Origin of the sequence: Parasedimentitalea maritima (assembly GCF_005771405.1) — a bacterium.
Lineage (GTDB): Bacteria > Pseudomonadota > Alphaproteobacteria > Rhodobacterales > Rhodobacteraceae > Parasedimentitalea > Parasedimentitalea maritima.
The window spans coordinates 81,918-95,012 of sequence record NZ_VAUA01000006.1 but is presented as its reverse complement, the minus strand read 5'-3'; the positions used below and the strand labels follow the sequence as shown (position 1 = coordinate 95,012).

The following is a 13,095-nucleotide window of genomic DNA, read 5'->3' as shown; positions in this document are numbered from 1 at the left end:
GATCCCTTAAGCGCCAAGAGGTCGCAAGAGATCACGGGATATGATGTGACGCTGAATTTCTGAGGTGCCGTCCCAAATCCGTTCCACCCGTGCATCACGCCAAAACCGTTCAATCGGGAAATCATCCATCAATCCCATGCCGCCAAATATCTGCAGCGTGGCATCAGTGACCCGCGCCAGAGCTTCAGATGCGTATAGCTTCGCCGAGGCGATCTCGCGGTTGGCTGGCAGTTGTTGATCCAGACGCCAGGCGGCTGCAAGCGTTAGCCAATCGGCGGCGTCAATCTCGGTGATCATGTCTGCGATCTGAAAACTTACACCCTGGAATTTTCCAATCGGCTGGCCAAACTGCTTACGCTCGGCAGAATAATTCAAAGCATAGTCAAAACAACGCCGTGCACGTCCGACAGAAAAGGCCGCGACGGTCAGGCGGGTAGCATAGAGCCACTCATTCATCACCGCGAATCCACCGTCCACCTCACCCAGCACCTGTGCATCCGGCAGGCGGCAGTCATCAAATGTCAGGATATAGTTCTTGTAACCCTTGTGACTGACGGAGTTGTAACCGTCGCGCACCTCAAACCCCGGCGTACCGCGATCCACCAGAAACGTGGTAATGCGGCACTTGGGGCCCTTTGGGGTTTCGTCCACACCAGTGGCAATAAAAACGATAAAGAAATCGGCGTGTTCTGCACCCGAAATGAAGTGCTTGGACCCATTCACGACCCAGTCCCCACCATCACGCACTGCCTGACATTTCATGCCGCGCACATCGGATCCCGCATCCGGTTCCGTCATCGCCAGCGCATCCATACGCTCACCACGTACGGCGGGCAGCAGATAGCGTTCGCGCTGATCGTCATTGCAGGCCATCAGGATGTTCTGTGGGCGACCAAAGAAATGCGTCAGTGCCATAGAACCGCGACCCAACTCACGTTCTACAAGGGTAAAGTCTGTGTGGCTCAACCCCGCACCGCCCACTTCCTCGGGGAAGTTACAGGCATAAAACCCCAGATCGATACATTTCTGTTTGATCGCTTGACCAAGCTCGCGTGGGACCTGCCCTGTGCGTTCGACCTCGGCCTCGTGTGGGTAGATCTCCTTTTCCACAAAACTGCGGACAGTCGAGACGATCATCTCTTGTTCTTCAGACAGGCCAAAATGCATTTTGCGGTTCCCCCAACACTGTGTTTGCAGAAATAAGATCGCGCCTTGCGTTAGAATGACGTGCAGGGTTAGGTGTTGATCATGCAGAGTTCGACAAAAAGCACAGATCAGGCCCAAAGTTTTGACATCTTGCTGTTTGATCACTTCTCAAACCACTGTCTGGCCAACACCGTCGAACCCCTGCGCGCCGCGAATACCCTGTCGCGCAAATCGCTGTACCGCTGGCAGTTTCTGACTCTGAGTGGGGACCCCGTTTTTAGCTCCAGTGGTATGCAAGTCGCCCCACATGGCGCGCTCAGGGATGGAGCAGGCACAACCCTGATGGTTATGCCCTCCTACGAATTTCGTAACCTGGATCGGTGGGAGACCACCAGAGGGCTAAGAGATGCGGCGACGCGTTACACGCGTTTGGCTGGGCTGGATACTGGCAGCTGGCTACTGGCCAGCGCGGGTTTGCTGGATGGGTATCGCGCCACCATACATTGGGAGGAACTGACTGGGTTTGCAGAACGGTTCCCGGAGGTGAACGCCGTACGCAAGCGGTTTGTGATTGATGGTGACCGGATAACCTGTTCCGGCGCGATGGCGGCCTTTGATCTGACCATGCACCTAATTGGTGAGGACAATGGGCAGTTGCTAGCGATGGACGTCGCACAGCTGTTCATGACCCAGGATTCCGCGCGGTCCCATTCATCGCGATCTCATACCAGCAAAACAGTCGACCGTGCCTCGTCAATCATGCTGGCACATCTTGAGCGCCCCTTGACCATCAGCGAAGTTGCACAGCGGGTGGGTTGCACACAAAGGACTCTGGAACACCGTATGCAGGCCGAGCTAAAAACCACCCCGCAGGCTGTCTATCGCAGATTACGTCTTAACCTGGCGCGCAAGCTGGTTAGTGACACTGATCAGCCGGTGTCTGAAATTGCCGGACGCTGCGGATATGAAAACGCTAGCGCCATGACCCGCGCGTTTAAGGCTGAATTCAACATTACTCCCCGCCAGTTGCGCAGCTAGCTTTTAAGGGCAGTCAAGGGAATCGCTGCCTCAGAGAACATCACAGCGACCACTGTCGCCAGAGGTTTCGCGGCGAAACCTCTTTATCCAATTTGACGGGCAATAAGCTGCAAAATCCGCTCGGCTGTGTCGGCATTCAGCGCCCTCCCCTTCAACTCAATCCGCACCCCATCCGGCACCACTTCTGCGCTCAACTCGCCACCCTTGGGCAATGTACGGGCGCCAATGCGGACAATCTGCCGGGGACGGCCACCGCGCGACGCATCTCGAGCTGGCGGCGTAGCGCCCGCCAGCGCCTGCTGGAGCACCCCCCACTCCCCTTTGGCATCAACGACCTCTGCACCATCCAAGGCCGCACGTAGCTGCGCCTGTGCACCACCTCGCAAAGCGTTGGCCAGGCGTAATCCAGCCTTTTCGGTCAATGCCGTGGGAAACCGGAGCAAATCACCCAATGCTTCGTGCACCGAGGCGAAGCTTCGCACCTTGGATCTCTTAGCCTTGGACGCAACTGAAAACAATTTGTCTACGGCCTCTTCGACCGACGGAAACACCCCCTGCCCCGCCGCCAGCACCGCAATTCGCCCGCGTTCATAGTGGCTGAGGTTTGCGCGAATTTCGTTTTCTTCGACCATAGAGACATAAGCCGTCTCACTCTCGGCTGCGTCGCGCACAAATGCCGGGATCTCTTCAAAATCAGGGTCCGAAGCTGAGAGCTGGCGAAAGGCCAACAATCGCCTGAACCCAGAAATCAACCCATACCCATCTTCGGTCACAGCAACTTCGATTGGGGCTTTCAATCCATTTGCCCGGATCGAGGCGACCAGTTCAAGCATCGCTTCAGGGTCTTCGTTTAACCGGTCGCGCCGAATAAAGTCCTGATCAATTGCGTCAAGAGAGAGCCTTTGAACCAATAACCCTGCTTGCTCAGCCTTGCGCCAGCGATCGGCGTCCCCTTTGTCACGGGCCAGTTCCACCCGGTCCGTCACCGCTGACATGCCTGCCAGTGCAGCCGCCTCGCCTGCGACCTGGGCTATTGGTGGTGTTGCAGATTTGGTTTCCAGCGGCCCGAGCGAAGGTTTCGCGGCGAAACCCTCTTCCAACTCCTGCAGCGTACCAGCATCCGGAGCCGTCAATCGTCTGCGTTTAGCCATCTTGCTCATCTCCCATATGGGCATCGCGCCACCAGCAGCCGATCAATAGCTCTTTGAACTCGGCATAAGTCCGGTCAAATGTTTCGCGGCCACGAACATAAGTGTCACGGTTAAAGTCTCGGTAATCAGCTTCATAGATGCCATTCACCTGCTCACCCGCTTGCCCAACCAAAGCTGTGTAGTCTTGCCGGTAGGCATTCATGAAGTCGCCAAAATACGCCTGGATAACATTGGCCATATCGGTCTGCTGGCTGGCGTCAAATCGGGTGACAATGGCCCGTACTACATCCCATTCGAACTTTATTTCGGGTAAACCGGCCGCCCGTTGCGCGGCATTTTCACCGTCTTCGATACTGGCAAATGTTGTGTACAGCATATCAAAGAAGCGACCGGTCGAGTCGAATTCGAGAAAAGAAGCGCCCAGTGGGACAAGCAGAATGTCGGCTGCGGCCAGTGCATTAATGGTTAGATAGCCCAAGGCCGGCGGAGTATCCAGGAACACCACATCATATTGATCCAGAATACCTTCATCCTGTAAAAAGTTGGTCAGCCCATCCCAGAGTGGCCAGCTGCGCAGCCCCATACGCCAGACAGGAATTTGAAACTCAGCCCAGTACAGGTTCAGCTGGGCGCCGATCAGATCGATATTGGGCCAATGGGTGTTTTGAATCACATCCTGAGGCGTGGTTTTCAACGCCTCTTGCAGGGTTTCGTCCAATGGGATTTCAGGCTGTTCCGCCGCAACGCGGACCTCATTCTCAGCAACCACAGCCTTGGCATAGTCCTTGGCCATCAAGGGGAACACTGTTTGCCACTCATCCGCGACTTTTCCGCCCAGAATGGAGGTCATCGAGCCTTGGCTGTCGAGATCAATGACCAAAACCTTATACCCATCCAAGGCCGCTGACATCGCCAGATGCGCGGCCGTGCTTGTCTTGCCAACCCCACCTTTGAAATTTGCCACTGCCACGACTTTTGCGGGTAACCCTTTTGGCCGGTAGGGCAGGTATTCTTTTGTGCTGACACCTTCACTGGCAAAATGCTGTCGTAGAACCAGGACCTCCTCAAGTGTGAACCACTTGGAACCCCCTTCTCCTTCGCCTTGGGGCAGGTCGGGGTTTGCCTTTAGCACCCGACGCAGATGGGCTGGGGCAATCGGAATGAGGTATTTGGTGATCTCCCAGGTTGAGAATTTCCGCAGACGTTTTTCACCATCTGGGGCATAGCCACGCTGGGCAAGATCTTCACGGCCTTTAGCACAGAATGCTGCGGCTTTTGCGAATCGGCTGGTGCCAATAGGGTCCGGTAAACGCTTGGCTGCTGCCTCCGGATCAAGATTCAGGTAGGGCGGAAGGGTAGGGGGGGTCGGTCTGCTCACTTGCTATGCCTAAAGTTATGTTCGCCTTTTTAGCGTATATAGGGGATCATAACGGACATTTTGTGATCAATCCAGCATCGTTCCCAATATTCCGCTGTTTTGCGTCTATTAGCGACCGGTTTCGCCACGAAACCCTATGGATAAAGTCAAATTGAGACACAACAAAGAGTTTATTATCTTTAGGAGTTTTAGATTCTTTAGGCTATAACTGCGGTTCATTTTCAATGAGTTAACTATGTTTGGGTGCCCGTATACAGGCTGAAGGGTGCCCGAGTCCGGTCCCAAGGGTACCCATCTACAGGGCCAAAGGTACCCACTTGCAGGAAGAGGAGTACCGATTCTCAGGGCGGGAAAGTAGAGTCCATTTAGGCTCTAGAAAGCGAGATTAGAGCCCTATTTCCGCAGTTGTCGCTCAAATTAGCGGCCCGGTTTGGAGATATCCACAGGTAAAAATTCAAGAAAGCCTTTATAGGTACCTGTCTACGGGATCTTTCTTTCGTGCGCTTTGGGAACCAAATTGATTTGATGTCTGGGTACCTTTTGTGGCAGAACAAAGAAAAGAGCAGATACCCCGCCATGCCGGATACCCAGATTGACATAGACCAGCTAACCGGTGCGCTTCGGCGCGAGACGGTCAAGAAGAATGTCGCCGCGATTCATATCAGTGGAAAGCTAAGTTTGCTGCAGCGCAAGTTATCGAACGTCTTGCTGCTCAACGCCTATGATGCGCTCACCACGGCCCAAACCCATTCCATTGATGCCCGAACACTGGCCGCTATAGTTGGCTATAACTCCAATGATTTTGACACTCTGCGGGCCAGCCTGCGGGCATTGGCAGAAACGGTGGCAGAGTGGGATATGCTGGATGAGCAAGGTCGCCAAGAATGGGGTGTGTCGTCACTTCTGTCCTTTGCCAAGCTAAAGAACGGGGTTTGCGAATACGCCTATTCGCCCGCGTTGGCGCAGAAACTACATGATCCCAAAATTTATGCTCTGATCAATGTGCATATTCAGCGTAATTTCAGCTCGGGTCACGGTTTGGCGCTGTATGAAAACTGCTATCGGTTTGTACGCACTGGATCGACAGGCTGGTGGAGCCTGGAAACGTTTAGAAAACTGATGGGGGTGCAAGGGTCGAGCTACTACGAGAGCTTTAAGCACCTGAATGCCAAGATCATCAAACCAGCTGTGGGGGAGGTCAACAAAAGCTCGGATATCGTCATCACACCCGAATTTCGTAAAAAGGGCAGGGCGGTTACAGATATCCGCTTTCTGATCCGCGAGAACCCCCAGATGGCAATGTTCCAAATTGACGATGGCGACGGCGCGCGCGGCATGGATGTCTACAAGGCGCTAAGAGGGCAGGGCGTTTCTGACCGCTTGGCGCGTCAATGGATTGCCGAACATGGCGAAGAGTATGTGCTGCAGAAGTTGGACTATATGATTGGGCAAGGAGAGGTTAAGTCCTCTGTTGGGTACCTGTCTGCAGCTCTGAGAGATGACTATCAGCCCAAGACAGAGCCGATAGCAAAAGAGCTAAGCCCCGAGGCCGCTGAAGCGGTGCGCTTGCAACAGACTGTACGGGATCAAGAAGACGCTGCCTATCACCAGCGCAAGGCTGAACGGGCCGAAAGGGCGCGTAAGTTAGAAATTGTGGCGGATCTGGTTTCGCGGCGAAACCCAACTCAACGCAATGCCGACAAGCAACTGTTCATTGCCAGCCTTGATGGGGATTTAGAGCGCGAGAACTTTCGCACCCATGGCTGGCATTCGGGTCTGAATGCCAGTGCCATCATTGCCTTCTGGAGCGAGTTGGAACCCACTGCCTTTGATGAATAAGATTGATGTTGCAGCAAGGCGGATAAATGCCAGAGCGCAAAGTGCCGTTCGAAGGCGTCAGGAAAATTGCAGCGATAGTTCCTTGTTCACGCTTTCCAGAAATCTTGCCGCCGCAACGGGCAGGGCGCGCCCCCGCAGGTAGCCCGAAATCAAGGCATTCGCAGAGATACCTTTTAGATCAACAGGCACCGCAACCAGATGATCCTCTGCAAGCTGTGGTCTCAGGTTGATTGCAAGGCAAAAACTCAGCGCTTCACTGTCCTGTGACATCAGGCGCAACAGATCAAGACTGTTGGATTCAACTGCGGGTTCCAGAGTAATCCCAACCTTAGAGGCTGCAGCGTCGAGTATCCGCCGGATACCTTCCGGGCGTTTTGGCAGTAGCAGTGGATACTCCGTACATTCGTAAATCTTAAGTGCCTTTTGACCGGCCAGTGGATGTTCGGAGGACATGATACAATACAGTGTTTGGGGGACCGAATTGACGATTTGAAGTTCTGCCAGTCGGATCGGTTCAAACACAATGGCAATGTCGTTGGTATTGTCGATCAGCGAGGCTTCTGCTTCGCCACGTTCATAGAGATTGACGCCAAAGGTTACTGCTGGAAATTCCATCAAATGACGCTTGATCAGGGCAGGGAGGAAAAACGGCACCACTTCGCGGGTGGTCGCGATGTTGATGTGACCCGCCCGCATCCCGGACAGATCCGCAATCCGCGATTTTACCCGATCCATGTCGGCGATCTGGTCGCGAATATGCTTTAACAGGATCTCGCCAGCAATGTTGGGACGTAGCCCGGACGGGTGGCGTTCAAAGATCTCGACGCCCAATTCTTCCTCAATCCCTAAGATCCGTCGGTTAAGCGCTGACGGTGTGATGTTCAGCTCGTCAGCTGCGCTACGCAGCGACCCGGTCCGAGCGATTTTTTCGATATATTTCAGGACCAAAAGATGGCGCATTTTGGAAACCTTTTGCGGGAATGCACGCGGTGTTGCAAGTAATGCAACGGATGTCTGAATTCTTAGCAACATACATCAACACGTTCAAGCGGTAGGCAAAAGGCGAACCCGTCTTACGCTGGTTAGGAAACTGGCAATTCGTCCGCAGCTGCGCGCCAATGGAATTTGGCCCCGCTCCCGCACAGGAGATCGCAACATGACTCAGAAACTTGTCATCATTGGCGCAGGCATGGCCTCGGGGCGGATGTTAGAGGAGCTGTTTGAACTTGCTCCTGACACTTATGACGTCACCCTGTTTGGGGCCGAACCGCGGGGAAACTATAACCGTATCATGCTGTCGCCGGTTCTGGCCGGTGAGAAATGTTATGATGACATCGTTACCCATGACGCCAAGTGGTATCGCGGCCACAACGTCAATTGTCGTTTTGGCGAGGCGGTGGTCAAAATTGACCGGGCTCGAAAACAAGTGTTCAGCGCCAACGGTGTTACGTCTTACGATAAACTGGTGATTGCGACCGGATCAGCGTCTTTCTTTATTCCGGTGGCTGGGAATGATCTGCCGGGGGTGGTGGGGTTTCGCGATCTGGACGACGTCACTGCAATGCTAACAGCGGCGCAAACACCCGCTGGAAAGGCGGTAGTGATTGGCGGTGGGCTGCTGGGTCTGGAAGCGGCAGCGGCTCTGAATGAACGGGGCATGCAGGTCACAGTGCTACATCTGATGGGTCACTTGATGGATCGTCAATTGGATCCGGCAGCTGGGTACTTACTGCAGCAGGAATTGCAAAGCCGCGGAATTCAGGTGGTCTGCAAGGCCCACACCAAAGCCATTCTGGGTACAGATCAGGTTGAGGCTGTGCTGATGGAAGATGGTACAGTGCATGGTGCAGATCTGGTGGTGATGGCGGCTGGCATCCGCCCCGAAGTTCGGTTGGCCAATGACGCTGGTTTGCATGTCGAGCGCGGCATTGTTGTGGATGACACTTTGCTGACTTCGGACCCGGATGTATTTGCGCTCGGTGAATGCGTCGAACATGATCGTACGGTTTATGGCTTGGTTGCGCCGTTGTTTGATATGGCCAAGGTGCTGGCGCAGACATTGATGGGCCGGCCTGCTGGATTTATCGCTCCGGCGGTATCGACCAAGCTTAAGGTCACTGGCGTAGATCTGTTTTCAGTTGGTGATTTTGCCGAGGGGCCAGAGCGCGAAGAAATTGTGTTCCGTGATCCGGGGCGCGGCATCTACAAACGCATTATTCTGCGCGACAATCAGATCATCGGCACAGTGATGTATGGCGACACCGCCGACAGCAGCTGGTTATTTTCCAAGTTGAAAAGCGGAGAGGACATCAGCGACATTCGCGACACGCTGATTTTTGGCCCGGCTTTTCCGGTGGGGGCGCCAACGGACCCTTTGGCAACCATCGCAGCGCTGCCTGATGACGCTGAAATCTGTGGCTGCAACGGCGTTTGCAAGGGTGCAATTGTTACGGCCATTGGAAAAGGTGCAACCGATCTCGCCGCGCTCAAGGCGACTACTAAGGCTTCTGCCTCTTGTGGCAGTTGCACCGGGTTGGTCGAGAAGGTTTTGGCCAGCACGTTGGGCGATACATTTGTCATCCCAACTGCACAGCCTATCTGCGGCTGCACCGATATGACCCATGAAGACCTGCGCCGCATGATCAAAAGCCAGAGGCTGAAAACCATGCCAGCGGTAATGCAGGAATGCGGTTGGAAGACCTCGTGTGGCTGCCATAGCTGCCGTCCGGCGCTGAATTTTTATCTGCTGGCCGAATGGCCGCTGGATTATGCCGATGACGCGCAAAGCCGCTTTGTGAATGAACGCAACCACGCCAACATCCAGAAAGATGGCACCTATTCGGTGTTGCCTAGGATGTGGGGAGGTATGACCACCCCGGATGAGCTGCGCGCAATTGCTGATGCGGCCGACAAATATGATGTTCCTGCCGTTAAAGTGACCGGCGGTCAGCGGATCGACCTGCTTGGGGTAAAAAAGGAGGACCTGCCGCATATGTGGGCAGACCTCAATGAGGCCGGGATGGTCTCTGGCCACGCGTATTCCAAGGGTCTGCGCACGGTCAAAACCTGCGTGGGCACTGATTTTTGTCGCTTTGGAACCCAGGACAGCACCGGGTTGGGGATCAAATTGGAAAAGCTGCTTTGGGGCAGCTGGACACCGCATAAGGTCAAACTGGCGGTGTCTGGCTGCCCACGCAACTGCGCCGAGGCGACGTGTAAGGATCTTGGAATCATCTGTGTCGAAAGCGGCTTTGAGATCAGTGTCGGTGGCGCCGCTGGAATGGAGCTGAAACAGACTGAGGCGCTGGCTAAGGTTGCCACCGAGCAAGAGGCAATTGAGCTGACAGCGGCCTTTATCCAGCTGTACCGCGAACATGCGCGCTATCTGGACCGGGCTTACAAATGGGTCGCCAAGGTTGGGCTCGACTGGGTCAAGGAGCGGGTGGTGGAGGATCTGGCCGAGCGCGCCGCCCTGTGTGATCGGTTCGAGCTTTCCCAGTCGGTTTATCGCAAAGACCCCTGGGCCGAACAGGCAACCCCAGCTTTTCAGCGCGACAAATGGTCGGCGCTGGCTGATCTGACTTTGGAGGCCGCAGAATGAGAACCTGGATTGATATTGCCGATTTGAGCGACATCCCCAAACGCGGGGCGCGCGTGGTCAAAACTGCCCTAGGCTGTGTTGCGATTTTCCGCACTGACGATGACCGCGTTTATGCCATCGACGATACATGTCCGCATAAACAAGGGCCGTTGTCAGAGGGCATTGTCCATGGTGCATCCGTCACTTGCCCGCTGCACAACTGGGTGTTTGACTTGGAAACGGGGATGGCACAGGGCGAGGATGTTGGCCAAGTCGCAACCTTTGACATTCAAGTTTTGAACGGGCGGATCATGCTGGATGCGAGCCGTCTGGCTGCGCGGTCGGCCGCATGAAACCTGTGTGCACCACATGTCCCTATTGCGGTGTTGGCTGCGGGTTGCTGGCGTCAGGTGACGGTAGCATAAAGGGTGATCCGGATCATCCGTCAAATTTTGGCCGCCTTTGTTCCAAGGGTGCGGCGTTGGGGGAAACGCTGGGGCTAGAAGGGCGGCTTTTGTCGCCTCAGGTGAATGGTGCTCCCACGGATTGGGACAGTGCATTGGATCTGGTGGCCGGTAAATTCAGCGCGGCCATCCGCGATCATGGGCCTGACAGTGTGGCCTTTTATGTGTCTGGGCAGCTGCTAAGCGAAGACTATTACGTTGCCAATAAGCTGATGAAGGGCTTCATCGGGTCGGCCAATATCGACACCAATTCAAGGCTTTGCATGGCGTCAACCGTCGCCGGGCATAAACGCGCCTTTGGCAACGATACGGTGCCGGGCAACTATGAAGACCTTGATCTGGCGGATGTGATTGTGCTGGTAGGATCCAACCTGGCCTGGTGTCATCCGGTATTATTCCAGCGCATTCAGGCTGCCAAGGCCGAACGCCCGGAGATGAAAATCATCACTATTGACCCGCGTCGCACCGCCACAACGGATGGTTCTGATCTGCATCTGTCCATCAGTCCCGATGGCGACGCTGCGTTGTTTAACAGCCTGTTGGCGGAAATCGCTCGGCAGGGCAGGGTGGATCAAAACTATGTCGACTTTCATGTCAATGGCTTCGAACAAACCCTAAGTGCCGCACAGGCAACAGACCCTGAGGATACAGGGCTGAGTGCAGATGAGCTGCAACTGTTCCAGGATCTGTGGATCGGTTCGGAAAAGGTGGTGACTGTCTTTTCCCAAGGGGTAAACCAATCTGTCGGGGGTACCGACAAGGTAAACGCCATTCTCAATTGTCATCTGGCAACGGGCCGTATTGGCCGCACTGGCATGGGACCGCTCTCGGTGACGGGGCAACCCAATGCGATGGGAGGGCGTGAGGTCGGAGGGTTGGCAAACATGCTGGCCTGCCATTTGGATATAGAAAATGCCGACCACCGCAAGGCCGTACAAGAGGCGTGGCGGTCACCGACGATCTGCACCAAGCCCGGTTTGAAAGCAGTGGATCTGTTTCGTGCCTGTGCCTCCGGCCAGATCAAGGCGCTCTGGATCATGGGCACAAACCCGGCGGTGTCTATGCCGGATGCGGATGCCGTTAGCCAAGCCATCAAGACCGTCGATTTCAGTGTCATATCCGAAGTTGTGGAACACACCGACACCAGCGTGATGACAGATGTTCAGTTGCCCGCCACGGCATGGGGCGAAAAGACCGGAACCGTCACCAATTCGGAACGCCGCATTAGTCAACAACGTGCATTTCTGCCCGCACCTGGAGAGACCCGGCCAGATTGGCAAATCATCTGTGGTGTGGCGCGGCGTATGGGATGGGCGGAGGCGTTTTCGTACCACTCGCCAGCCGAGATTTTCAGGGAGTACGCAGCTCTGTCGTGGCAGGCCGCTGCCTTGGGGTGTGATTTTGACATCAGCGGGCTGTCAGGGATCAGTGATGCCAACTATGCCGATTTCCAGCCCGTTCAGTGGCCGATACCCAGTGAAAGCCCGGGTGCTGATCGTTTCTTTGGGGCAGGTGGCTTTTTTCATTCGGATAAACGGGCGCGCATGGTGCCAATCAAAGCTACCCCTGACATTCTACAGCACGGCAATACCTTTCGCTTGAATACCGGACGTATCCGGGACCAGTGGCACATGATGACCCGTAGTGGGAAGTCACCACGTCTAAGCCAACATCAGAGCGAACCCTTTGCCGAAATTCATCCCAAAGACGCGGATGAACTAGGTCTGCGTTCGGATGAATTGCTCGAGATCAAGTCAGCAACAGGACGGGCAGTGGTACGGGCAAGGATCACAGATCGAACTGCACGAAATACAGTTTTTACCCCGATGCACTGGAGCGGTGCCAACTCTGCTTTTGGACGAGTAAATGTTGCTATTACGTCTGTGTTAGACCCGTTTTCTGGCCAACCAGCCCTAAAGGGAGGCCAGGTTAAGTTGCGCCGGTTTGATGCGCTTTGGTACGGGTTTGCCGTTTCAGTTGCGCAGATATTGCCTCAATCCGCTTACAGTGCCGTGGCCCGTACAGAAAGTGGCTGGAGTTGCGAGATTGCAGGGATAGATGTCCCAACCAGTTGGGAGCAACTGGCCCGTAAGGTTCTAAACCTAAAAACTGGCAGCATCAGCCAAGTGCGCGACAGTGCAAAAGGCATCATACGCGTTGCCATCCACGAGGGGGCGAGATTGACGGGCCTGTTTTTCGTCGCACGCACACCTATAACCATAGATCGCCAGCGAGCGGCTTCACAGGTCGGCAGCAATGCGCAAGCGTTGACGGCATTGGCAGGGCTGCCGCCCATAGGCCAACCCGATCCTGGGCATTTGGTCTGCGCCTGTTTCAACGTTGGCTCCAACACCATCCGTGCGGCAATTCATCAAGGGGCAGCGACCCTGGTTGACGTAGGAAATTGTACCGCTGCGGGCACAAATTGCGGCTCTTGCAAGTCGGAATTGCAGATGATGATCAACGCCGCGCCAGTTTTAGCAGCAGCAGAATAAGGGC

The 13,095-nt window shown here is 55.0% G+C and carries 9 protein-coding genes; 5 read left to right on the top strand and 4 right to left on the bottom strand.

Going from position 1 to position 13,095, the window contains the following annotated elements; translation table 11 throughout:
• Window positions 1–6 precede the first annotated feature (6 nt).
• Complete coding sequence (locus FEE96_RS12905) at window positions 7–1,167, bottom strand: acyl-CoA dehydrogenase family protein (protein ID WP_138163507.1); 1,161 nt, start codon at window positions 1,165–1,167, stop codon at window positions 7–9.
• Between the two features lie 81 nt (window positions 1,168–1,248).
• Here FEE96_RS12905 and FEE96_RS12900 point away from each other — a divergent pair, with 81 nt between their 5' ends.
• Window positions 1,249–2,184 carry a GlxA family transcriptional regulator gene (locus tag FEE96_RS12900; RefSeq protein ID WP_138163506.1) on the top strand — a complete coding sequence of 312 codons (936 nt, stop codon included), beginning with the start codon at window positions 1,249–1,251 and terminating at the stop codon, window positions 2,182–2,184.
• A gap of 83 nt (window positions 2,185–2,267) precedes the next feature.
• Here FEE96_RS12900 and FEE96_RS12895 read toward each other — a convergent pair whose 3' ends face one another.
• Window positions 2,268–3,335, bottom strand: a complete 1,068-nt coding sequence (locus tag FEE96_RS12895) for a ParB/RepB/Spo0J family partition protein (RefSeq protein ID WP_138163505.1) — start codon at window positions 3,333–3,335, stop codon at window positions 2,268–2,270.
• Complete coding sequence (locus FEE96_RS12890) at window positions 3,328–4,713, bottom strand: AAA family ATPase (protein ID WP_138163504.1); 1,386 nt, start codon at window positions 4,711–4,713, stop codon at window positions 3,328–3,330. Before FEE96_RS12890 ends, FEE96_RS12895 begins: the two co-directional genes overlap by 8 nt.
• Window positions 4,714–5,289: 576 nt before the next feature.
• Between FEE96_RS12890 and FEE96_RS12885 the strand changes: the two genes are divergently transcribed.
• Window positions 5,290–6,552, top strand: a complete 1,263-nt coding sequence (locus tag FEE96_RS12885) for a replication initiation protein (RefSeq protein WP_138163503.1) — start codon at window positions 5,290–5,292, stop codon at window positions 6,550–6,552.
• Between the two features lie 57 nt (window positions 6,553–6,609).
• On the opposite strand, the gene FEE96_RS12880 is transcribed toward FEE96_RS12885, so the two are convergent.
• Window positions 6,610–7,512 (bottom strand): LysR family transcriptional regulator, encoded by a 903-nt coding sequence (locus FEE96_RS12880; RefSeq protein ID WP_171021699.1) that lies wholly within the window; start codon window positions 7,510–7,512, stop codon window positions 6,610–6,612.
• 196 nt (window positions 7,513–7,708) lie between these two features.
• Between FEE96_RS12880 and nirB the strand changes: the two genes are divergently transcribed.
• The 3 genes from nirB to FEE96_RS12865 are packed head-to-tail and all read left to right on the top strand — an operon-like array spanning window position 7,709 to window position 13,091.
• Window positions 7,709–10,153, top strand: coding sequence for a nitrite reductase large subunit NirB (gene nirB / locus FEE96_RS12875; RefSeq protein ID WP_138163501.1), 2,445 nt, complete (start codon window positions 7,709–7,711; stop codon window positions 10,151–10,153).
• A complete protein-coding gene (gene nirD / locus FEE96_RS12870; protein WP_138163500.1) occupies window positions 10,150–10,485 on the top strand; it encodes a nitrite reductase small subunit NirD in 336 nt (111 codons plus the stop codon). Before nirB ends, nirD begins: the two co-directional genes overlap by 4 nt.
• Window positions 10,482–13,091 (top strand): nitrate reductase, encoded by a 2,610-nt coding sequence (locus FEE96_RS12865; RefSeq protein WP_138163499.1) that lies wholly within the window; start codon window positions 10,482–10,484, stop codon window positions 13,089–13,091. Before nirD ends, FEE96_RS12865 begins: the two co-directional genes overlap by 4 nt.
• Window positions 13,092–13,095: the final 4 nt, after the last annotated feature.